Here is a 22,918-nt window from a genome sequence, read left to right as displayed (position 1 = left end):
AAAGCCGCTGAAAAGCGGCTTTTTCGTATCAGTCGGTCTCGAAGGGAAAGCGCAGATTCAGATCGCGCCGTGCCGCGTCGATGATCGCGATCATGCGCATCGACATCGCGTGCGGCATTACCGGGCTTTCGGTTTCGCCCGCGCGCAGGAGCTCGCAAAAATGCGCGGTTTCGTAGTTGAGGCCGCCGCCCGTGAACGGCTCGTCGAGTTCGACCTTGCGTCCGTCCGTGTAAGCGATGGTCGCGCGCGCCGGATTCCACCAGTTTTCGTGGATCGTCACCGTGCCGAGCGTGCCGCCGATGAGCGCATCGCCGCGGCCTTGCAGATCGAGTCCGCAGAACAATTGCGCGATGCCGCGTTCGTGGCGCACATTCAGGCTCGCGAATACGTCGACGCCGGTCGCGCCGAGGCGGCCGATGGTCTGCACGTCGAGCGCCTCGCCGAGCCAGTCGACCGCGAGAAACGCCTCGTAGATGCCGATGTCGAGCAGCGCGCCGCCGCCCGCTTCGAGCGTGAACGACGGATGATCGAGCGGCACGTTCGCCATCGAGCAACCCGCGCGCACGAGCCCGATCTCGCCGATCGGATCGCGCTCCAGATGCTCGCGCAGACGCCGATACAGCGGATAGAACGGCGGCTTCATCGCTTCCATGAAGAGCAGCTTCGCCTCGCGCGCCGCGTCGATCATGCGCTGCAGGTCGCGCGCGTTGACGGCCGCGGGCTTTTCGCACAGCACGGATTTGCCCGCCGCGAAGGCGCGCAACGCGTATTCCGAATGACTGTCCTGCAAGGTCGCGATGTAGAGCGCGTCGACATGACCGAGCATCGCGTCGAAATCGGCGAATGCGCGTGCATCGAATGCATCGGCGAGCGTGCGCGCCGGCTCCTCGCGACGCGACCAGACGGCTGCGAGCCGCGCGCCTTCCACATGCGTGAGACTGTCGGCGAAGCGCCGCGCGATGCGTCCCGCGCCGACGATGCCCCAGCGTATCGTTGCTGCGTCGATGTTCGTATCGGTCAATCCTTCCTCCATGCGCCAGGTTCGTGGTGCGACGCATTGTGCCTGATTGCATCGCATGACGACTTCGCACGGCGCGCGCAGACGGCAAAAAGCCGGGACATGTCCCGGCTCCATGCTTGCGGCTCATCCATCATCGACCGACGTGCTACGAACGCGTTACACCCCCGCGGATGCATTCACGTTCGGCGCGGCGGGCTGGCTGTTCACCCGTTCCAGCGAGAACGCGCGGCCCACTTCTTCCGCCGCCAGATCGACGAGCGCGCGCGTCGCGGATTCGGCCGCGGCGGAATCCTTCGCCTCGATCGCCTCGACGACGCTTTTCTGCGCCGCGAGCGTCGCCTCGCGCACGGATTCGATGCCGTCGACGATCGGATTGACCGTCACCAGCGCGCCGCGCACGATCGCCGTCATCTGGCGAAAGAACTGGTTGCCGCTCGCCGCCACGATGCGCGTGTGCAGAACCTCGTCGGCCGCCTGATATTCCGGCTCGCCGACCTGCAAACGCGAGAGCGTGTCGAACGCGTCGCGGATTCCGGCGATTTCGTCCGGTGTCGCCCGCGCCGCCGCCAATGCGGCCGCGCGCGGCTCGATCAGCATGCGGAATTCGATTACATCGCGCAAAAATGTCTGATCCGGCTTGGCGCGAAATCTCCAGCTCACCACATCCTCGTCGATGAGACGCCAGTCGCTCATCGGACGAATCCGTGTGCCCGTTTTCGGCCGCACGTCCAGCATGTGCCGCGCGAGCAGCATCGAGAGCGCCTCGCGCATGACGGTGCGGCTCACGTCGAACTCCTTCGAGAGGATGTCCTGCGGTGGCAGTATCGCGCCATATTTTTGCTCGACGATGCCGGAAACCAGTCCGTCCATGACCTTCGCCACCAGCGATCGCTCTTTGTTGTCATCCATCTCGCTTCTCCCCTTCTCGCCTGTTCCGTAGCCGTATGTATGAGCGCATCGCTTTCGCTTTCCCCGGGCTGCGAAAGGCACGACGAGTTCCCGACAGGTCCATTCGTCGTGCTAGATACGTTGCGTCTTCGTTGCTTCGAATGCCAGTTGGGAAATTCCTGACAGGGTAATCCCTCTGACCTCGATATCGATATTTCGTTTTTTTCTTTCTTCTGCTTTCGCGTGTATCTGCTGCGCTCGCGCCGCGCGCGCGCAGTCATTCATCAGGGAAACTGAAGAATGGCGGCGTCGCAGCGCGGCAAGTGCGTTTTTTGCAGTCCTTGATCTCCTCGGACCGATCATGCACTCATTTGAGCAAGCATCTCGTAGGCGTTCTGTGCGAACGCGAACGGAAGGCCGCTGGGAAAGTCCTTTTGTATGATCGGAAGGTTTGGGCGAAAGTACCGTGGCGCGGTGCGAGTGCGGTGATTTGTCAGCGCTATGCTTAAATCGCGCCATCTGTCGTACGGGGCCTTCGCGCATCGAGCGCGAGCTGCCGGCGGCTCATCGATTCGCGCTCCTTGAGCGTCTGCTGGTAGACCGCCATGTACTCGCCGCAGACTCTTTCGACCGAAAGCGGCTGCAGGTTTTGCCGCGCACGCGCCGCAAGCTGGCCGCGTGCCTGCCGGTCGAGCAGCAGCCAGCGCAGCTTCGCCGCCGCCTGTTCGATGTCGCCCGCGGTCACGAGCAGGCCCGCGGCGCCGTCGTCGAGCATTTCGGGAATGCCGCCCACGCGCGTCGCGACGATCGCGCAGCCGGCCTCGCGCGCCTCCGCGATCACGAGCGGCCCCGGATCCTCGCGCGACAGGAGCGCGAAGATATCCGCGCTCGCCAGATAGGGCCGCGCATCGGCGACGAAGCCGGTGAAATGCGTGACCTCCGCGATGCCGAGTTCGGCCGCGAGCGCTTCCATCGAAGCACGCTCGGGGCCATCGCCGACGAGATACAGATGCGGCTCGGACATGAACTCCCGCTCGCTCGCGGACTGCTCGCGCACGAGCGCGAACGCCTGCAGGAGATCGGCGATGCCCTTCCTGCGATACATTCCCGCCACGCAGACGATGTTCGGATGCTTCAGGCGCACCGGCTTCGCGGCGGGCCTGCATACGAGCCGCGGCGCGCCCACCGCGCCGTTGAGCACGATCGACATGCGCGCGGGATCGATACCGCGCGCCTGCAAATCCATCGCGACCGCGCGGCTCACGGCCACCATGCGATCGCCCGCGCGCACGAGCGATGCGCTTTTCTGCAGTTCGTGATGCACCGTCGTCACGAGCGCGAAGCGGCGGCGCATGCTGCCGAAACGCGAAATGAGCGCGCCCGTCATCATGTGCGCATGGACGATCTCGGGATCGAAGCGATCGATGAGACGATTGAAGCCCGCGATCATCGACGGCACGCGCCAGGGCTGCCGCGATTGCTGTAGCGGCACATGCGTGATGCCGTGACGGCGCAACAGCGGCTCGAAGCCACCGCCCGACGATGCGACCACGACGTCCTGACCCATGCTCGCCTGCATGCAGGCGAGATCGACCATCATGTTGACGGTGCCGTTGCCGATCGTCTGCGCGTGATTGGCGAGATGGACTATTCGCATGAGATAGGCTGTTTGTACGCTCGCCGGTATTGGCCGGCGGCGTCGATCTTATTGTTTCGAGGACACGCTTCGAGACGGCCTGCGCCACCTCGATCGATGTTATTGCGTTGTTCTTGCCTCGATGCCCGGACGGTCCACGCCTTGTGATGACTGATGCGTTGGCTTCTGTCGCCGCGCGCGCGGGTTGCGGCGCACGCGGCACGTCTCTGGTGGCGCTTAGAGCAACTCGTACGTGGTGGCGTGCTCGCTCGGCGCGAACAGCGTCTTGCTCGTGCCGGCCATCTCGCGCGGTTGCCGGCTCTTTCTCGTCAGACCGATGAAGGGCATGCCGTGCTCGAGAAACGGACCTTCGGTCTTGCGAAAGCCGAACGCCTCATAAAAGCCTCGCAGGCTCACGGGCGCCGTCAGGCGCACGCCGCGGCCCGGCCAGCGCTCGGCGGTCACCGCGAGCACACGTTCGATGAGCGCGTGCGCGGTGCCATCGCCGCGGCGCAGCGGGCTCGTCAAGATCTTGTCCACCACGACCTCGGGATCGTCGGCATCGCCTTCGTGAATGCGTGCATAGGCGAGGACGGGCATCGAACGGCTCATGTCTTCGGCCGCGAATACGTGCGTGCCGGTTTCATCGCGGCCATCCGGATCGAGATGGACATGCGACTGTTCGACGACGAACACCGCACTGCGCGCGCGCAAAATCAAATAAAGCTCACGCGCAGTGAGTTGTTCGAAATCCAGCGTTTTCCAGTTCATCGATTATCTCCATGCTTTACCGGTAATTACCGGCGTTGCGACGATTAAACGTTACGTGCCAACCCGCCTGAAATCGGTGCGCCATCGCACCGACCCAAGCCTCGCGCGCCTTTCAAATAAGCCCGACCACACGCAAAAAGGCGTCCCGGGGAAAAAGACGCCTGCCCGACGAACGAAACGACCGCGCGACAGCCCGCTGAAACGGGCCGTCGCGCGCGTCGGCACGCGTCGATAGCGCTCGCGTAATACGGCACCTTCATGGGAAAATCACAATGCATACCGCCATCGAACGCGACAGAGACGCACAACGAAAAGGACACTCGCTCACCCGCGCGCGCGGTATCGAACGCCGGCCTCGCCGGCCCGAGGTCACGGCATGAGCGCGTTCCATACGAGCGGTGTGACGGATTCAGGCGCGAGTCGTTCCCGCGTCGTGTCGCTCGATCCCTTGCGCATGCGTGCGCGACGCCATCATGCGCATGCGCTGCATCGCGGCGAGCGCATCTGGCGCGAAGCCGTCGCGCCCGCCGATCTATGGATAGAAATCCTGCACGGCAACGGCCTCGAACCGCGCGCCGCGCTGGCCTTCACGGTTGCTCAGGACTTCGAAGCCGATCAGTTCACGCTCGGCAAGCTGCCGCCGGACGACATCGAAAAGCTTTACGGCCTGCAGGTGCAGGAGCTATCCGTGTTCGATTCGCTCGAAGAACGCGCGCTCGTGCAGACACGCCGCTCGAACATCGTGCTCGTCGAAGTGGATGCGTTCTTTCTGCCCGACATGCGCACGGTTTCCTATCATCGCGAGCATGAGAAGACGACCATCGGCATTGATGTGATCGATCCGGATGCGCGGCGACTCGGCTACTTTCATCACACGGGTTATCACCTTCTCGACGGTGACGATTACGACGGCGTGTTGCGTCCGCACGCGCCGCAGCCGGCGCTCTTTCCGCACGTCGAATTCGTCAAGCGCGTACGCGAACCGATGTCCGGCACCTCGCTCGCCGAAGTCTCCGCCGATACGCTATGCGCGCATCTGTTGCGCCGCCCGATGCATAGCCCCATCACTCGCTGGCGGGCGGCGTTTCCCGAGCATGTCGATACGATGATCGCGCGCGGCGAAGCGTATGCGCGCGTTTATGCGTTCAACATGATGAGACAGCTCGGCGCGAATTTCGAACTGCTCGCGCACTACCTGCAATGGATGCGCGATCAGGGCTTCGATATTCCCGTTCAGACGCACGCGGGCGCACGCAAGATCGCGAGCGAAACGATGGTCATGCAGTGCAGGCTCGCGCGCGCGCTTTCGCGTGGCCGTCACGACCTTTGCGAAGCATCGTTCGACGCCATCGAGGATGCGTATGAACGCGTTATTCCGCCTCTTGCGAATATCGTGTGCTGATCGCTCGCGCACGCAGGGATTACTCGTCGATTCGTATAAGTAAAACGCATTCGGTAAAAACATACTTGAGCCCTTGTTTCAAGGGTTTTTTCACTCGCTTACGTTCGCGCCGTATATTCGCTTCGTGACCTCGTTATGTCTTCGCTGCAATTTTGGCGAAGCTCGTTTCGCGCGCGTAAATCGGTTCCGCATGAAATTGTCCCCGATGAAACATTTCGCGGCGCCTCGCTTCCAGTCGAACACACATATTCGAAACGATCGATCCGACGAAACACGCGCAAACGTTTTACGGCTAAATGCCGCTCGTTGCGGCGCTTTGGGGGTCCCCACAAGCCCTGTGTGCGCTATTGCACGCTCGAATACACGCTTCTTGGGCGCGAACGAGCGAGGCATCACGCACCGTCTTTTCACTTCGTGCAATCGGCGCAACGTTTCCGCTTCGTGCAACGCGCGGCGGCAGACTTTTCCGCTCGCCCGCAAAGCCCCGTCCGGCAAGGCTTCGCGGGTAATCAAGCGCTGACGAAAATTACGCGCGTTCGATAGCCCACGAAGCCCATGCAACACGGATGAATCATTTTTCATTGTCCCTACGAAAGCAGGTGTGCTGTCGAAGGGATGTCGACCTGTGAGGCTTGTCGCACGGTAGTCGGAAATGCCTGAACCGTCATTCGGGGGGATTGCGCTGATGAAACTCATCGGTGCTCTCAGGCATTCCTAAGACCACCGATGTTCAAGACTGAAACAAAAACGCTGCGCTGCGCTGCATCACGAAAAGTGCATGAGTTATGAGGCCCCGCCAGCATTGCGATTGCCCGCACTGGCACAGTCCTCGCTAATAGAACCTCGCAACCCGGAACAGCGCGCGAACAACAAACTCGAATACACGCGCAAACGGGCCGCTACGGGGCTGGAGTGATGCTTCATCGAGTTGGTCGCAAGCGACGACATTCGAAAACGGTCACACCAGTAAATAAAAATTGAAGCGCAACGCGCGAAGTTACGAGAGAGAACAAATCATGCTGACCCTCCAGTCCGACCTGCACGGCAATCATCTGCTTGGCGCACTTCCGGCGCACGAATGGCAGGCGCTCACACCGCATCTCGAACTCGTACAACTGCGCACCGAGCAACTGCTCTGCGACTCGGGCCAACGTATTCACCACGTCTATTTCCCGACGACTGCGATCATCTCGCTCCTGCACACGATGGAAGACGGCGGCTCGGTCGAGATCGCCGCGGTGGGCCGCGAAGGCATGACGGGCGTGCCCGTGCTGACCGGCGGCGAAACGATGCCGACGCGCGTGCAGGTGCAATGCCCGGGCTTCGCCTATCGCATGAGTGCGCAAGCGCTGCGCGAGCAGTTCGGCCGCTCGGACTTCCTGCGCCGCCTGATGCTGCTCTATATGCAAGCGCTGCTTACGCAAGTCGCGCAGACGGCCGCGTGCAACCGGCATCACTCGTTGAACAAGCAACTTTGCCGCTGGTTGCTGATCGAAATCGATCGTACCGCGTCCAACGAATTGCAAGTCACGCAGCAACTGATCGCCGACATGCTCGGCGTGCGCCGCGAAGGCGTGACCGAAGCGGCGGGCAAGCTTCACGACGCGGGTCTGATTCATCACAGCCGCGGCTGCATCAAGGTCGTGGATCGCGAGGGACTCGAAGCCCGCGCCTGCGAATGCTACGGCCTCGTCAAACGCGAGTTCGACCGTCTGCTCCCGCGTCTTCGCGCAACCGAGGCGGTATCGGCCTCAAGTGTCTAACGGCTTGGATTAATGCAAGAAAAAAATCACGATTTGTTTTCATGGCTGGCGCGTTGTCTGGATGTCTGTCTCATCATTGCGGGCGGATTGATCGCGCATGACGTACGCTTTTCATCGCTCGATTTCAGCGATATCGAAAGGCTGCTGATCGCGTTCAACTCCGCACTCGCCCTTCTGCTGTTCCCCGCGTTCGGCGTGTACGAGACCTGGCGTGGCAAGCCGCTCGCCATGATGCTCGCGCGCGTCACGCTGGCGTGGATGGCCGTAGTCGCAGCGGGCCTCCTGCTCGCATTCACGCTGCATCGCATGGACGCCGTGTCGCGTCTGTGGTTCGGCTATTCGACGCTCATCTCCGGCGCGCTCATCATCGCGGCGAAACTGCTGGTGTACTCGGGCTTGCGCCTGATGCGCGGACGCGGCCTGAACCAGCGCACGGTGGCGATCGTCGGCGCGCAGGGTTTCTCGCGGACCTTGCTCGCGCATCTGGGCAGCACGCCCGAGCAAGGCTTCACGCCCGTATGCGTGCTCGACACGACCGGCGACACGGAACTGCAGGCAACCGGCGCCGACGGCGTGAACCCTCCGACGACAGCAATCGGCACCGGAGGCAATCGTTTGCCCGTGCTGACCGACTTCGACGAGCTGGTGGAGAAAGTGCGCGCCGAGGAGATCGACGAGGTGTGGCTCGCGCTGCCGCTGTCGCAGGAACACACGATCTACCGCTTCGTGCACGCGCTGCGGCATGACTTCGTGAATCTGCGGCTGATTCCGGACACGCGCAGCATCTCGCTCTTCAATCATTCGATGACCGATGTCGCCGGTCTCGCGACCATCGATCTCACGACGTCTCCGCTCGGCACCTTGCAGATGTGGCCGAAGCTGCTCTTCGACCGCCTCTTCGCCGCGACCGCGCTCCTCGCGCTTTCACCGCTGCTGATCGCGATCGCGATCGCCGTGAAGGCGACATCGAAGGGTCCGGTGTTCTTCACGCAGCATCGCAAGGGCGCGGACGGGCGGCCGTTCCGCATCTACAAATTCCGTTCGATGGGCGTGCATCGGGAGAACACGGGCAGCGTCACGCAGGCGACGCGCAACGATCCGCGCGTGACGAAGGTCGGCGCGTTTTTGCGACGCACGAGTCTCGACGAGCTGCCGCAGTTCCTGAACGTGCTGTTCGGGCATATGTCGGTTGTCGGTCCGCGCCCGCACGCGCTCGAACATGACGATCTCTACAAGGATCTCGTCTACGGCTACATGTTCCGTTACCGCATCAAGCCTGGCATCACGGGCTGGGCGCAGGTGAACGGCTATCGCGGCGCGACGGAAAAGGTGGAGAAGATGCAGAGCCGCGTGAAGTTCGACCTGTTCTACATTCACAACTGGTCGTTCTGGTTCGACATCAAGATCGTCGCGATGACGATGTTCAAGGGATTCATCGGACGCAACGCGTATTGATCGATGCGACCGCAAAAAGCTTGGCGATGCCTGCATCGCCAGGCTTTGTTTTTACTTGTAGTCGATTCGCTCGACGCCCGTTTCGGTGCCGAGCAGACAGATGTTCGCGCCGCGCGCGGCGAACAGCCCGACCGTCACGACACCCGGCCACGCGTTGATCTGCGCTTCGAGCGCGCGCGGATCGGTGATCGAAAGACCTTTCACGTCGATGATCTCGTTGCCGTTGTCGGTGATGAAAGGCGCGCCGTCCTTCACCACGCGCACGATCGGCACGCCGCCCAGCGCCGCGAGCTTGCGGCCGATCGCGGTGCGGGCCATCGGCACGACTTCGACGGGCAGCGGGAACGTGCCCATCACCGGCACGCGCTTGCTCGCATCGGCGATGCACACGAACACGTCCGCCACCGACGCGACGATTTTCTCGCGCGTGAGCGCGCCGCCGCCGCCCTTGATCATCGCGCCGCTCGCATCGATTTCATCGGCGCCGTCGACGTAGATCGAGAGCGTTTCGATGTCGTTCAGATCGAACACCTTGAAGCCGTGCGATTCGAGCCGCGTGGTGGTCGCGAGCGAACTCGACACCGCGCCGCGATAACGCGCCTTCGACTTCGCGATGGCGTCGATGAAACAATTGGCCGTCGATCCTGTGCCGACGCCGATGATCGCGCCTTCCGGCACGTTCGCGTTCACGTAGTCGGCGGCGGCCTGGCCGACCAGTTGCTTGAGTTCGTCTTGAGTCATGGGAGCGGTGCTGCTTATCGGAGAAAACTGAGATTTTATCGGAGCGCGCGAGGCGCATCCGCCGATCATGCAATCGCGTGCAGGAAACCGAGCGGATCGTGCGTGCGCGCGACCGATGCGATGAACGCGAACACGATGATCGCCAGGACGCCATAAACGGCGCGCGCGCCCTTCGTGCGGCCGCGCTTCAGCGCGAACGTGCCGAGCACGATATAGGCGACGAGGCCCGCGATTTTCGCGCCGAGCCACGCGGCGTTCGCCCAGAAGCCGATGATCGCGACCAGCGCGATGGCGCTCACGAGCAACAGCGTATCGATGATGTGCGGCAGGATTTTCGTCGCGCGCGCGCTCAGAAGCCGCGAATTCGTCAGCATCCAGATCCAGCGCAGCACGAAACCGGCGATGGAAAGGCCCGCACAGGTCATGTGGACCGCGCGCAGCGGCAGAAAATAGTCGCCCATTGCGAGCTCCGTTTTAGTTGGCGAAGTACTTGTCGAGCAAGGCCTGGGCGATGGCGTCGCTTTGCGCGTCCGCGTTGCCCGCGTAGTCCGACGGACGGAAGTGCATCTGGAACGCGCTGAAGACGCGGCGGGTCTTGTCGTCCATCACGCCATCGGTCGCGATGTCGTAACCGTAGCGCTTCAGCTTTTCCTGCAGCGCGCGCACATCGGCCGGGGCTTTGGGATCGCGTCCGGCGAGATAAGCCGCGACAGTCGCTTCGTCGGGCCATGCGCCCACGCCGGCATCGTAGAGCGCGCGCCACGGAAAAAGCGGTCCCGGGTCGATCTTGCGTTGCGGCGCGATGTCGCTGTGGCCGACGACGCGCGTCGGCGGGATGTTGTAGCGCGCGATGATATCGCGCGAGAGTTTGATGAGCGCGTCGACTTGCGCGGGCGGATACGGCTGCCATACGCGCTCGCCGTTTTTCTCGCCGATAGGCCCGAGGTTCACGTTCTCGATGCCGATCGACGACGCATTGAGTTCCGTCGCGCCTTGCCATGAGCTCACGCCGGCATGCCAGGCGCGTTTGTCTTCGGGCACCAGTTGATAGACGACAGGCTCGCCCTTTTCGATGCGCGGCGCGTCGGGGACGACGTAGTGGACGCTGACTTCATCGCCCGTCAGGACAGTGAGCGATCGCGCTTCGTCGATTTCGGTGTAGTGCATCACGAGGAAACGGATGCGGGAGTCGGCGTTTTTGGCGTGGTGCTGGGTGTCGGCGATGTAGGTGCCGCGGTCTTGCATCGTGGTGGTGCAGGCGGTGAGGATGCACACGGATATCAATGCCGCCAGGCCAAGCGTTTTTTTCATGCCTATCACGATTGCCTTTCCCGGATCGAGCGCACGTGCATCCAGTGAATCTGCAGCGCTTCGGGACTTGGCCGTTGCCCGGGATGTTTTGGCAGACGGAGCGCACGTCCTTCGAGCGAAGCGTATTCGCTTTCTCGCAGCTCCGGAGCGATCGACACTTCGTGAGTCGCCGGATCGATCGCGATCAACATGCGGTCATAAAGCGTGTGCAGGTCGGCGCGTAGTAAGAGTCCGTTGCGGACGTCGTTGGTTTCCGGGCCCATGTAGCCGCAAATGTGAGCGGCCTCGAGGACTGCTTCGACCGCGCAGTTCGTGAGGGCGCAGCGACGGTCGTACGCGTCTAGCAGCTTTTTGCGGAAGGCGGGCTGGCCTTGCCTTATGACGATAGACGCATCGATCCTCCGTCGTGCGTCTTCAAGGTTCGCCGGATCGAACGCCGTCAAAACCTCAGCGGCTTGTTCGAGTTGGTCGATCGCTGAAGCTCTGTCTTCTGACGAATCAAATCCGGGACTCTTCAACTCGAAATAACCATTGCGCCAATCAGTCACAAACGCTAAGCCAAGAACTCGATACCGCGGTTTTGGCTTAGGCTTGACTTGGCGCAGAACCCCAACAGGAACGCCATCTTTCATGCACGCCACGAGAGCGCGATTCGTGAACTGATTGTCGCGCTCAGCGGGGTCGAGTTGCTCTTGGAAATATCGGTAAGTCCAAGAACGATCGGACTCTACGATCGGCTCGTGATCAGCATATGGGCTGTTGAGCGACTGACGCACGCTCACCGCATAGTCGATACCTTTTGGCTTATGAATACCTTTTGCCTTGTTGACGATGAACGTCCCGTCTGGCAAAGGCTTAGGCCATTCGACTTCTTGCCCTTCGAAGGTTTGAAACCATTGCAAAACGGCACGATGAGACGGAGCCAGCCGGTCGAGTATTGTATTGAGCGATGCCATGAAGAAGCTGCAGCGAGTCCTTGTTCGATGCTGGTTACGATGACTTCTTCACCCCCCGCTGCCTCACCGCCTCAAACAAACAAACCCCGCTCGCCACCGACACATTCAGACTCTCGACCGTCCCCGCCATCGGAATATTCATGACCTCGTCGCAGGTTTCGCGCGTAAGACGTCGCATGCCCTCGCCTTCCGCGCCGACGACGATCGCCACGGGACCGTCCAACTTCGTCTCATAGAGCGAAGCCGTCGCCTCACCCGCCGTCCCGATCACCCACACGCCCGCGTCCTTGAGCTCGCGCAGAGCCCGCGCCAGATTCGTCACGGTGATGTACGGCACGCTGTCCGCCGCTCCGCTCGCCACTTTCGCCGCCGTCGAATTCAACCCGGCGGAACGGTCACGCGGTGCGATCACCGCATGCGCGCCCGCCGCATCCGCGACGCGCAGGCACGCGCCGAGATTATGCGGATCGGTGACGCCATCGAGCACCAGCAGCAACGGCGTGCCCGAGATGCCATCGAGCAGTTCGGCGAGGTTCTGCGCGAGCGGCAGATCGTTCGCGCGCGCGACGATGCCCTGATGCTGAATGTTGCCCGCGAGCCCCCACAGACGCGATTCGTCTGCCGCGATCAGCCGCACGCCCGCTTCCTTCGCGGTCCGCAGAAAGTCCTGCATGCGTCGATCCTTGCGTGTGGGGTCGTACAGCACCTCCTCGATCGAGGATGCATCCGCGCGCAAACGTGCGGTCACTGCGTGAAATCCGTATAGAACCTTGAGACGTGACATGACTGATTCGAACCTTTGAAATCTTGAAAAGCACGACGCGGTCCGATGCACGAAGCTTCGGACCGCGCGTATTCGATGGCGGCAGTGTTGCGCGCCGCCCTAACGCTTCTTGCGCGCCGGCCGCCCCTGCGGCGCCGACTTCGACGCCGCTCCGCGCTTCTTCGCCGCCGCGCCGCCGCGCGGGCTTGCCGAAAGCGGCGCGCCCTTCTTCGTGCCGCCGCGAGCGCGCGTGCTCGGCGCGTCGTCGTCGCTGAAGGGGCGGATGCGCGGTCCCGCTGCGCCATTGCCGACGCTCGCGACATCGCCCGCAGCCGCCGACGGACGCGGCGACGGCGGCTTCACCGGCGTATCGCGGACGAGCCGGAAATCGATCTTGCGCGCATCGAGATCGACGCGGCCCACCTGCACGCGCACACGATCCGACATCCGGTAGCGGATGCCCGTGCGCTCGCCGCGCAGCTCGTTCTTGATCTCGTCGTACTGGAAGTAATCCGAGCCGAGTTCGGTCACGTGCACGAGACCTTCGATGAAAAGCGAATCCAGCTGCACGAAGATGCCGAACGATGTCACGCCGTTCACCATGCCGCCGTATTCCTCGCCGAGCTTGTCGCGCATGAAGTAGCACTTGAGCCACGCCTCGACGTCGCGCGAGGCTTCATCGGCACGGCGTTCGTTCGACGAGCAATGCAGTCCCAGCTCTTCCCAGATCGCGACGCTGTTGCGCGCTCGGCCCCGCGCGGTGTCGTCGGCTTTCTGCATCTCGCGCGCGGCTTTCGTGAGGCCGGTGCTCAGCGACACATCATGACCGATGTCCGGCAGATACTTCTTGCCCTGCAGAATCGCGTAGATCGCGCGATGCGTGAGCAGGTCGGGATAGCGTCGAATCGGGCTCGTGAAGTGCGCGTACGCCTCATATGCGAGACCGAAATGGCCTATGTTGTCCGGGCTGTACACGGCTTGCTGCATCGAGCGAAGCACCATCGATTGCAGCATCTGCGCGTCGGGCCGGTCGCGAATCTGCGCGATCAGCGCGGCGTAGTCGCTCGCGTGCGGCTTGGCGCCGCCGGTCAGCGTCAGGCCGACGCCGCGCAGGAACGTGCGCAAATTCTCGAGCTTCTCTTCCGTCGGCCCCGCATGCACGCGATACAAACCCGGATGCTTGTTGCGCTTCAGGAAATCCGCCGCGCAGACGTTCGCGGCCAGCATGCATTCCTCGATCAGCCGATGCGCGTCGTTGCGGTGACGCGGCACGATCTGCTCGATCTTGCCCTGCGAGTTCACGACGATATACGTCTCGGTCGTATCGAAATCGATCGCGCCGCGTTTCTGACGCGCGGCATGCAGCGACTTGTAGACGCCGTAGAGGTCCTGCAACTGCGGCAGGATATCGGCGCGCTTCGCCGCTTCCGGACCCTTCGTGTTGGTCAGCACGGCCGCGACTTCGGTGTACGTGAGCCGCGCCGCCGAATGCATCACGCCCGGATAGAACTGATACGCCTTGATTTCGCCGCGCGCCGTGATGACCATGTCGCACACGAGCACGCAGCGGTCGACATTCGGATTCAGCGAACAGAGACCGTTCGACAGCTTTTCCGGCAGCATCGGAATCACGCGACGCGGGAAATACACCGATGTGCTGCGATCGAGCGCATCGACATCGAGCGGCTCGCCGGGGCTCACATAGTGCGATACGTCCGCGATCGCGACCAGCAGGCGAAAACCCTGGCCACGACCGACGGCGACCGGCTCGCAATAGACGGCGTCATCGAAGTCGCGCGCATCTTCCCCGTCGATGGTGACGAGCGGCACATCGCGCAGATCGACGCGATGGCGGATATCCACGGGGCGCACTTCGTCGGGCAGCTTGGCGGCCGAGGCCAGGGCGGCGTCGCTGAACTCGTGCGGCACGCCGTATTTGCGCACCGCGATCTCGATCTCCATGCCGGGATCGTCGATATCGCCGATCACTTCGGCCACGCGTCCGAGCGGCTGCGAGTGACGGCTCGGGAAATCCGTCAGATCGACGGACACTACCTGCCCGACCTTCGCCTTCTTCGGATTCTGCGTGATGAGGATGTCGTGACCGATGCGCTTGTCTTCCGGCACGAGAATGAGAGCACCGTTCTCGTTGACGAGGCGGCCGATGATGCGCTTGTTCGCGCGATCCGTCACTTCGACGATATGCCCTTCCGGCCGCCCGCGCCGGTCATAGCCGACGATGCGCGCGAGCACGCGGTCGTTATGCATGACCTTCTGCATTTCGCCGTTGGGCAGGAAGAGATCGTCCTGGCCGTCATCGCGAATCAGGAAGCCGAAGCCGTCGCGATGTCCCTGCACACGGCCCGCCACGAAATTCGACGGATGCGTAAGTTGATAGTGGCCGCGCTTGTCGAGGCGGATTTGCCCGTCGCGTTCCATTGCCGCCAGTCGCTTGAAAAATCCTTCGCGCTCCTGGCGCTTGATCGACAGCGCCTCGGCAATGTCGTTCGCGGCATGCGGTGTCTCGCTCGTGCGCAGCACGCCGAGAATTTCTTCGCGGCTCGGAATCGGATACGGATATTTGCTCAAGGGCGTAGTCGTGTTTTTTCTCGTTGGATGGGACTTTTGCGGTGCTTTGCAACCAATAATGCGGACATCGTTGCGGGCCATTCTAACACCCGTCTTTTAGGCCTCACGGGGCTCGCGAGCCGATACGGCGCGGCCGGCGCGCCGTTACACGCATTGCGTCGAAATGCTTGACAGTTACAATGGGGTCGCTATAATGGCGTTCTTTGCTGCTGACGCAAAACGAATTGCAGCGATTTGCAGTACACGCACCCTTGCCCAGGTGGCGGAATTGGTAGACGCACTAGGTTCAGGTCCTAGCGGTGGCAACACCGTGGAGGTTCGAGTCCTCTCTTGGGCACCAGATGTTCGGAAAAGCCACCTTCGGGTGGCTTTTCTGTTTTATGCGGAGACCGTGCTTTTGATTCCGACAAGTCATATGACTTTACGGTTGACACGGTGCCCGTTCCCGCTAGAATAGCGGGCTTGCTGTACCCCTTGGCCCAGGTGGCGGAATTGGTAGACGCACTAGGTTCAGGTCCTAGCGGTGGCAACACCGTGGAGGTTCGAGTCCTCTCCTGGGCACCAAGGTCCCTCTTTCGCGAGATGCTCGTTCGAGCGCATCGCACGCAAAAACCCCACGCATCGACGTGGGGTTTTTTGTTTTCCGCCTTCATTTTCTATTCGACCTTCTTTCGTTCTGATTCGATTATTTCTGCATCGAACGGTAAATGAATTGATCACCCGGCCTCGATTATCCAGCCGCACGCCCTCGATCGCACGAACCTCGGCGAGCCCGCCCCGACGCGCCCGTGGCCGGTTCGTTAATTGCTCCGTCGCATGGCAACACTCGCCAATCGATTATTCGACCCGGAGAATCTGGCCATGAGTTGGACGCGCGAACAGAGAAACGTGACGGTTGCCGCCTATCTGGGCTGGACCCTCGACGCATTCGATTTTTTTCTGATGGTCTTCGTATTGAAGGATATCGCCGCCGAATTCAATACGAAAATCCCGGATGTCGCTTTCGCGATCACGCTCACGCTGGCGATGCGCCCGCTAGGCGCCTTGATCTTCGGCCGCCTCGCGGACAAGTTCGGCCGCCGTCCCACGCTGATGATCAACATCGCGTGCTATTCGCTGCTCGAGCTGCTCTCCGGCCTATCCCCCAACCTCATGACGCTCCTCATCCTGCGCGCGCTTTTCGGCATCGCGATGGGCGGCGAATGGGGCGTCGGCTCTGCGCTGACGATGGAAACCGTCCCGCCGAAAGCCCGCGGCATCGTTTCGGGGCTCTTGCAGGCGGGCTATCCGAGCGGCTATCTGCTTGCGTCGATCGCTTTCGGTGTCGTGTATCCGCTCATCGGCTGGCGCGGGATGTTCTTTATCGGCGTCGCGCCCGCGCTGCTCGTGATGTACGTGCGTGCGCACGTGCCGGAATCGCCGGCGTGGCGCGCGATGGAAAAACGCCCGCGCCCCGGCCTCCTCGCCACGCTCAAGCGGAACTGGACGCTCTCGATCTACGCAATCGTGCTGATGACCGCGTTCAACTTCTTCTCGCACGGCACGCAGGATCTCTACCCGACCTTCCTGCGCGAGCAGCATCATTTCGATCCGCATACCGTTTCGCTCATTACGATCACGCCGAATATCGGCGCGATCATCGGAGGGCTGCTCTTCGGGGCGCTGTCGGAAAAGATCGGCCGGCGGGTGACGATTTTCATCGCCGCGCTGATCGCGTTGCCTGTGTTGTATCTGTGGGCTTTCTCGACGACGCCGGTCATGCTCGCGCTCGGCGCGTTCCTCATGCAGATTTCGGTACAAGGCGCATGGGGCGTGATTCCGGTCCATCTGAACGAAATCTCGCCCGATGAGATTCGCGCGACTTTCCCGGGCCTCGTCTATCAACTCGGTAACTTGCTCGCGGCGGTGAACGCGACGATGCAGGCGTCGCTCGCCGCGTCGCACGGCAACGACTACGGCATGGCGATGGCGATCGTCGCCGGCGTCGTCGCCGTCGTGATCGCTGCGCTGATTTTCTTCAGCCGCGAGCGCAGAGGTATCGATATGACGCGCACAGCGCGGGAAGCGGGCGCGCCAGGATAATCGCGCCCTCGGCGAATTCAAACGCGCCGGCGGGAACGCAATCCGGCGACGCTACGTTCACGGACGCGCGCGGACGGAAAGGCAAGCATCCGCAGCAGGAAATTCGTATTCCGGGGACGCAGCGCGACGACCTTTTGCAATTCTTTGCGATATCGATACACCGTAGTCGTCGACAAGTTCACGCCGCGCGAAACCGCTGCCACCGAGGCGCCATCCTGCAGCAACGCCAAAGCCTGAAACTTCCGTTTCGGATCGATTCGTCCTCCGAAATTTCTGCCCGGCGATGCCTCGATCACGCGAATGTCCTTGTGCAGGTCATCGATCGTCTCTCCGTCCAGCGACCTTGTGCGGTATGCGTAGCCGTCCGCTTCGTTGCTGAACACGAACAGCCTGTCGTCGTAGATATAGCTCCGATCAATTGCGGCGACCTCTCTGAACAGAGAGTTTATATTTAGCTCTACCGGGTAAACACTTTTGTTTAGGAACACTTAATCTCCTGTTGCCGCTATTTCAGGGCAGGTGGTTGCTGCCTACAGGAGCATTCTGTAGTTTTGCGATCGTCATGAGCGGGTCCGCCAACTCGCTCACGACATCTCCTACTGGTCCCGGTTCTGCGCAAGCGAACCCGGGATCGACACCACTCGCGCGCCCCGACCGGCGAGATCGTCGCGCGAGCGGTCTGTATTTTCGGCGCGTCGAGTTTCGATCCCAACCAGAAGGTTCCGAATTAAACCAATATGGCGATAATCCCCAAGGCTCGTTTCAGCTATGTCCATCGAATGCCAAGAGGCGAATCAGTTCGAGTCGATTGTTTCGGTCGATAACTCCGGCGATACATTGCCAGACGCCGAGCAACCATTTCATCGCCGCTTCGGACATTCCGAGTTCATGTCTGATCGTCGAGGCGGACACATCGTGCTCCAGAAAAACCAGTGCAAGATATATCGCCAGTTGTGTCGGTTCGCCGTTGATATTCCGATATATGCCGTGTGCTGCGCCCTCGCTCGATTCTCGTATTCTGCTGAGCATCTCCATATCCACCGGGACATGCAGATAGCTGACCTCCCCATCGGAGCGGATCAGCATGTAAAGCAAGTCGCCCAACATAAAAACCCAATCCGTAACGCCATGTTCTTCGGGCGCCGTGCCAATGTTTAGTCTGACCAGGTGATCCGGTGTCTCCATTTCCAAATAAGCTCCCGTGGCCACCATGCGCGTGGCAGGTGGTCACAATATGAAGCCCGGCGTTGTGACTTGCTGTGGCGCATCCCGCGAAGATTCACCCACAGCGCCCTTTGACGCCCCGCTCAGGCGGGGCGTCAAGACTCATGCAGTCCCTCCCCATTTGTTTAGCAGTTCGAACTAATAATTCTATTTTTTCATTTCTGATATGAGCAAAAAGAATAGCTCGCGCATTATTGTGCATTGAAGTGTGAACGTCTTAAACAGGAAGAGGTTCGAGCGAAAGCTCTAATCGCACCGATCCTGCTTGAAAGCTGACGTCGTGGTATGAAGCATGCTTCCTCGCAGGAAACTCCGGAGACCCGTGATGCCCGCGCTCTACGTCATCGCCTTCCTCGTGCTCGCCGGCACTCTCACCTTCCTTCAGGCGCCTGCGCTCGCCTGGCTCGTCGGACTGGCGATCTGGGTGGCCGTCGGGCCAGTCATCGGCGTGACGGGGACGATCGGCGTCACGCTGGTCTCGATCGTCTTCGTCCTTCCGGCGCTCATGCTCGCCATCAAGCCGCTGCGCCGCGCGATCGTGAGCCGCCGCGTGTTCGCGACGTTCCGCAAGATCCTGCCGGAGATGTCATCGACGGAGCGCGATGCCATCGAAGCCGGCACCGTATGGTGGGACGCCGAACTCTTCTCCGGCCGCCCGCGATGGGACAGCCTCCTCGAACACGGCGCCCCGAAACTGACGCAGGAAGAACAAAGCTTCATCGACAACGAATGCGCGCGCCTGTGCGAGCTGTCGAACGACTGGGACACGACCGCGATCTGGCAGGATCTGTCGCCGCAAGCATGGGCCTGGATCAAGGAACAGGGCTTTCTCGGCATGATCATTCCGAAGCGCTACGGCGGAAAGGCGTTCTCCGCGTATGCGCACTCGCAGGTCATCATGAAGCTCGCGACGCATTCGTCGGCGGCGGCCGTATCGGTGATGGTGCCGAATTCGCTCGGTCCCGCCGAATTGCTGCTGCACTACGGCACCGAGGAACAGAAGAACCACTATCTGCCGCGTCTCGCGCGCGGCGACGAAATTCCGTGCTTCGCGCTCACCAGCCCGTACGCCGGATCGGATGCCGCCGCCATTCCTGACGTCGGCGTCGTGTGCCGCGGCCTTCACGAGGGTCGCGAGACGCTCGGCTTTCGCGTCACGTGGGAAAAACGCTACATCACGCTCGGGCCGATCGCGACCGTGCTCGGCCTCGCCTTTCGCGCGCTCGACCCCGACCATCTGCTCGGCGACGACGCAACGCCCGGCATCACCTGCGCGCTCATTCCGACGAACCATCCCGGCGTCAACATCGGACGGCGGCACTGGCCGCTCAACGCCGTGTTCCAGAACGGCCCGAACTGGGGCGAAGATGTGTTCATCCCGATGGACTGGGTCATCGGCGGACGCGCGCAGGTGGGCAACGGCTGGCGCATGCTGATGGAATGTCTCGCCGCCGGGCGCGCGATCTCGCTGCCCTCGTCGAATGTCGGCATGGCGAAGCTCGCCGTGCGCGGCACCGGCGCCTATGCCGCCGCGCGCCGCCAGTTCCGCACGTCGATCGGCCGCTTCGAAGGCATTCAGGAAGCGCTCGGGCGCATGGGTGGCAATCTGTACGTGATGGACGCCGCGCGCCGCCTGTCCGCGCAGGCCGTCGATCTCGGCGAGAAGCCCTCGGTCATCTCGGCGATCGCGAAATATCACATCACCGAACGCGCGCGCAAGGTGATCAACGACGGCATGGACGTGGTCGCGGGCAAGGGCATCTGTATGGGGCCGTCGAACTTTCTGGCGCGCGCGTATCAGCAGATGCCGATCTCGATCACCGTCGAAGGCGCGAACATTCTGACGCGCTGCCTGATCATCTTCGGACAGGGTGCGATCCGTTGTCATCCGTACGTGCTCAAGGAAATGGCCGCGACGCGCGAAGCCGATCCGCACCGCGCGCTGCGCGATTTCGACGACGCATTCTTCGGTCACGCGAGCTTTCTCGCGTCGAACGCGATGCGCAGCCTCGTGTACGCGTTCGGCGGCGCCGCGCTCGTGCGCAAGCCCGCGCGCGCCGATGCCCGTCTTGTGCCTTACTACCGCGCCGCCACACGCCTGTCGAGCGCGTTTGCACTGTTCGCGGACGTGTCGATGCTCGCGCTCGGCGGCGAACTCAAGCGCCGCGAGCGTCTGTCGGCGCGGCTCGGCGACATTCTTTCGCAGTTGTATCTGCTGTCCGCGACGCTCAAGCGTTTCGAGGACGACGGCCGGCCCGAGAGCGACCTGCCGCTCGTACGCTGGGGCGCCGAAGACGCGCTTCATCAGGCGAGCGCCGCGTTCGCAGGCCTGCTCGCGAACTATCCGAATCGCGCCGCCGCCGCGTTGCTGCGCGCGCTCGCGTTCCCGTTCGGCCTGCCGCACGCGCCGAGCGCCGATGCCCTCGGCAACGACATCGCGATGCTGATGCAAACGCCGGGCGAGGCTCGCGAACGCCTCGTCGCGGGCTCGCACGTTTCGGCATTCGAAACCGATCCGATCGCGCGCGGAGAAAAATTGCTCGCGCTCACGCCCGCCGTCGCGGCGCTGGAAGCGCGTCTGCGCGATGCCGTCAAGGCGGGCCGGGCCGAACCGCTGCCGCAGAGCCCGCAGGAAGTGACGGCGTGGGCGCAAACGGCCTCGGAGCGCGGTTTGATCGACGAAAGCGAGCACGCGCTTCTGGCCGAATGGGCGGCTCATGCGCGCGAAGCGGTGAAAGTCGATGATTTTTCCGCAGACTTCGGTATCCTCGAAGCATTGCAAAAGCGCAGCGCGGCACTCGAACGGCAATGGCCGGAAACGGTCGCCTGAACCACGCAGGCCCGAGGCCACGCCGCGCGCGCCCCGACGACCGATCGCCAATCGATGAAAGACCGCTATCTCGACTTCGTCAATTCGCCCTTCGGCACGAGCATCGCGCGCTCGCTCGGCCTGCCGCGTCCCGAGGTATTGCGCCGCCATCGCGCGGATCGCGCCGAATTCGGCGGCATGGCCGCCATCGGCGCGGGACCGTCGCCTGCGCTCTTCGATGACCTGCTGGCCGTGCTGTCCGCCATCGGCATGACGAGTATCGCGCACGAAAGCGCGTCCGGCTGGCTGCCAGTCGCCGCCCGCCACGGCGCGATGAGCGGCCGCTTCGAGCCGCGCGCCCGCGACACATCCGCGAGCGATCGTGTCGAAGCATTGATCTTCGATGCGACTGGCATCGACGAAAGCAGCCAGTTGCATTCGCTGTACGCGTTTTTCCACGACGCGCTGCGCTCGCTTGCCAGAAACGGACGCATCGTCGTCATCGGGCGTCCACCCGCCACGCGCGAAAGCGTGAAAGCCGCGACCGCCCAGCATGCGCTCGAAGGCATGACCCGCTCGCTCGGCAAGGAAGCGCGCAACGGCATCACGGCGAATCTGCTGCGCGTGGCCGACGGCGCCAATTTCGAATCGGCGCTGCGCTTCTTCCTTTCTCCGCGTTCGGCCTATGTCTCGGGCCAGGTCGTGACCATCGACGCGCCCGCCACCGCACCCCAAAGCTGGACGAAGCCGCTCGCGGGCAAGCGCGCGATCGTGACGGGCGCGGCGCGCGGCATCGGCGCGTCGATCGCGGCAGTGCTGGCGGAGCATGGCGCGATCGTCACCGGGATCGATATCGACGCCGCCCGCGACGCGCTCGATCAGACCATGCTGTCGATCGAAGACGCATCGCCCTCGGGCGGCGCGCATGCGGCGCTCGTCGCGGACATCGCCGCACCCGAAGCGCCAGCCGACATCGCCGCCGCGCTTGCCGCGTCGGGCGGCATCGATATCGTCGTGCACAACGCGGGCATCACGCGCGACAAGACCATCGCCCGCATGAGCCCGGAGATGTGGGACAGCGTGATCGACATCAATCTGCTGGCGCAGGAGCGCATCGACGACGCCCTGCTCGCGCAAAACGTGCTGCGCGAGCAGGGACGCATCGTTGCTGTGTCGTCGATCAGCGGCATCGCGGGCAATCGCGGGCAGACCAATTACGCGACCTCGAAGGCCGGCGTAATCGGCCGCGTGCGCGCGATGGCGCCGTCGCTGCGCGCGCGCGGCATCACGATCAACGCGGTCGCGCCCGGCTTCATCGAAACGCATATGACCGCCCGCATGCCCTTCGGCGTGCGCGAGGCCGGCAGACGGCTCAATTCGATGGGACAAGGCGGCTTGCCCGTCGATGTCGCCGAGACCGTCGCGTGGCTCGCGAGTCCGGGCAGCGCGGGCATCACGGGCAACGTGGTGCGCGTGTGCGGCCAGAGCCTGATCGGCGCGTGAGGGG

18 protein-coding genes and 2 tRNA genes are annotated in these 22,918 nt (G+C 62.6%); 8 read left to right on the top strand and 12 right to left on the bottom strand.

Annotated features, from left to right (window positions below; translation table 11 throughout):
- Positions 1-28: 28 nt before the first annotated feature.
- The 4 genes from ACEN42_RS06945 to ACEN42_RS06930 form a co-directional block, all read right to left on the bottom strand.
- Positions 29-1,033 (bottom strand): Gfo/Idh/MocA family protein, encoded by a 1,005-nt coding sequence (locus ACEN42_RS06945; RefSeq protein WP_371880989.1) that lies wholly within the window; start codon positions 1,031-1,033, stop codon positions 29-31.
- Between the two features lie 144 nt (positions 1,034-1,177).
- On the bottom strand, positions 1,178-1,930 hold the full coding sequence (locus ACEN42_RS06940) for a FadR/GntR family transcriptional regulator (protein WP_035501066.1): 753 nt from the start codon (positions 1,928-1,930) through the stop codon (positions 1,178-1,180).
- Positions 1,931-2,414: 484 nt separating this feature from the next.
- Positions 2,415-3,566 carry a glycosyltransferase family 4 protein gene (locus tag ACEN42_RS06935; protein ID WP_371880988.1) on the bottom strand — a complete coding sequence of 384 codons (1,152 nt, stop codon included), beginning with the start codon at positions 3,564-3,566 and terminating at the stop codon, positions 2,415-2,417.
- Between the two features lie 216 nt (positions 3,567-3,782).
- The gene (locus tag ACEN42_RS06930; protein WP_238214322.1) at positions 3,783-4,316 is read right to left on the bottom strand and encodes a GNAT family N-acetyltransferase; all 534 of its coding nucleotides are present in this window, start codon (positions 4,314-4,316) and stop codon (positions 3,783-3,785) included.
- A gap of 376 nt (positions 4,317-4,692) precedes the next feature.
- On the opposite strand from ACEN42_RS06930, the gene ACEN42_RS06925 reads away from it, so the two are divergent.
- The 3 genes from ACEN42_RS06925 to ACEN42_RS06915 all read left to right on the top strand — a co-directional run bounded on the left by ACEN42_RS06925 (position 4,693) and on the right by ACEN42_RS06915 (position 8,936).
- The gene (locus ACEN42_RS06925; protein WP_371880987.1) at positions 4,693-5,718 is read left to right on the top strand and encodes a DUF1839 family protein; all 1,026 of its coding nucleotides are present in this window, start codon (positions 4,693-4,695) and stop codon (positions 5,716-5,718) included.
- Between the two features lie 1,016 nt (positions 5,719-6,734).
- Positions 6,735-7,481, top strand: coding sequence for a Crp/Fnr family transcriptional regulator (locus tag ACEN42_RS06920; protein WP_016345545.1), 747 nt, complete (start codon positions 6,735-6,737; stop codon positions 7,479-7,481).
- A 33-nt stretch (positions 7,482-7,514) separates the two neighbouring features.
- Positions 7,515-8,936, top strand: coding sequence for an undecaprenyl-phosphate glucose phosphotransferase (locus ACEN42_RS06915; protein ID WP_371881078.1), 1,422 nt, complete (start codon positions 7,515-7,517; stop codon positions 8,934-8,936).
- 51 nt (positions 8,937-8,987) lie between these two features.
- On the opposite strand, the gene rpiA is transcribed toward ACEN42_RS06915, so the two are convergent.
- From rpiA to rnr, 6 genes are all read right to left on the bottom strand, one after another.
- Positions 8,988-9,677 carry a ribose-5-phosphate isomerase RpiA gene (gene rpiA / locus ACEN42_RS06910; RefSeq protein ID WP_371880986.1) on the bottom strand — a complete coding sequence of 230 codons (690 nt, stop codon included), beginning with the start codon at positions 9,675-9,677 and terminating at the stop codon, positions 8,988-8,990.
- A 65-nt stretch (positions 9,678-9,742) separates the two neighbouring features.
- A complete protein-coding gene (locus ACEN42_RS06905; RefSeq protein WP_371880985.1) occupies positions 9,743-10,138 on the bottom strand; it encodes a SirB2 family protein in 396 nt (131 codons plus the stop codon).
- Positions 10,139-10,151: 13 nt separating this feature from the next.
- Positions 10,152-10,988 (bottom strand): N-acetylmuramoyl-L-alanine amidase, encoded by an 837-nt coding sequence (locus ACEN42_RS06900; RefSeq protein WP_371880984.1) that lies wholly within the window; start codon positions 10,986-10,988, stop codon positions 10,152-10,154.
- Between the two features lie 5 nt (positions 10,989-10,993).
- A complete protein-coding gene (locus ACEN42_RS06895) occupies positions 10,994-11,944 on the bottom strand; it encodes an HNH endonuclease (protein ID WP_371880983.1) in 951 nt (316 codons plus the stop codon).
- A gap of 34 nt (positions 11,945-11,978) precedes the next feature.
- A complete protein-coding gene (gene rlmB / locus ACEN42_RS06890; RefSeq protein WP_371880982.1) occupies positions 11,979-12,728 on the bottom strand; it encodes a 23S rRNA (guanosine(2251)-2'-O)-methyltransferase RlmB in 750 nt (249 codons plus the stop codon).
- Positions 12,729-12,827: 99 nt separating this feature from the next.
- Positions 12,828-15,296 carry a ribonuclease R gene (gene rnr / locus ACEN42_RS06885; protein WP_371880981.1) on the bottom strand — a complete coding sequence of 823 codons (2,469 nt, stop codon included), beginning with the start codon at positions 15,294-15,296 and terminating at the stop codon, positions 12,828-12,830.
- Positions 15,297-15,549: 253 nt separating this feature from the next.
- On the opposite strand from rnr, the gene ACEN42_RS06880 reads away from it, so the two are divergent.
- The 3 genes from ACEN42_RS06880 to ACEN42_RS06870 all read left to right on the top strand — a co-directional run bounded on the left by ACEN42_RS06880 (position 15,550) and on the right by ACEN42_RS06870 (position 17,378).
- Positions 15,550-15,636 (top strand) — tRNA-Leu (locus ACEN42_RS06880).
- A gap of 137 nt (positions 15,637-15,773) precedes the next feature.
- Positions 15,774-15,860 (top strand) — tRNA-Leu (locus tag ACEN42_RS06875).
- 291 nt (positions 15,861-16,151) lie between these two features.
- A complete protein-coding gene (locus ACEN42_RS06870) occupies positions 16,152-17,378 on the top strand; it encodes an MFS transporter (protein WP_371881077.1) in 1,227 nt (408 codons plus the stop codon).
- Positions 17,379-17,395: 17 nt separating this feature from the next.
- Here ACEN42_RS06870 and ACEN42_RS06865 read toward each other — a convergent pair whose 3' ends face one another.
- Together ACEN42_RS06865 and ACEN42_RS06860 are read right to left on the bottom strand one after the other, a co-directional pair.
- Positions 17,396-17,866 carry a hypothetical protein gene (locus ACEN42_RS06865; RefSeq protein WP_371880980.1) on the bottom strand — a complete coding sequence of 157 codons (471 nt, stop codon included), beginning with the start codon at positions 17,864-17,866 and terminating at the stop codon, positions 17,396-17,398.
- Between the two features lie 274 nt (positions 17,867-18,140).
- Positions 18,141-18,563 carry a hypothetical protein gene (locus tag ACEN42_RS06860; protein ID WP_250483747.1) on the bottom strand — a complete coding sequence of 141 codons (423 nt, stop codon included), beginning with the start codon at positions 18,561-18,563 and terminating at the stop codon, positions 18,141-18,143.
- A 364-nt stretch (positions 18,564-18,927) separates the two neighbouring features.
- On the opposite strand from ACEN42_RS06860, the gene ACEN42_RS06855 reads away from it, so the two are divergent.
- Both ACEN42_RS06855 and ACEN42_RS06850 read left to right on the top strand, forming a co-directional pair.
- Positions 18,928-21,432: an acyl-CoA dehydrogenase gene (locus tag ACEN42_RS06855; RefSeq protein WP_371880979.1), complete on the top strand. Its 2,505-nt coding sequence runs from the start codon at positions 18,928-18,930 to the stop codon at positions 21,430-21,432.
- A 54-nt stretch (positions 21,433-21,486) separates the two neighbouring features.
- The gene (locus ACEN42_RS06850; RefSeq protein WP_371880978.1) at positions 21,487-22,914 is read left to right on the top strand and encodes a 3-oxoacyl-ACP reductase; all 1,428 of its coding nucleotides are present in this window, start codon (positions 21,487-21,489) and stop codon (positions 22,912-22,914) included.
- Positions 22,915-22,918 lie beyond the last annotated feature (4 nt).

The organism is Caballeronia sp. S22 (genome assembly GCF_964261745.1).
Lineage (GTDB): Bacteria > Pseudomonadota > Gammaproteobacteria > Burkholderiales > Burkholderiaceae > Caballeronia > Caballeronia jiangsuensis.
This window is presented reverse-complemented; position numbering and strand designations above follow the sequence as displayed.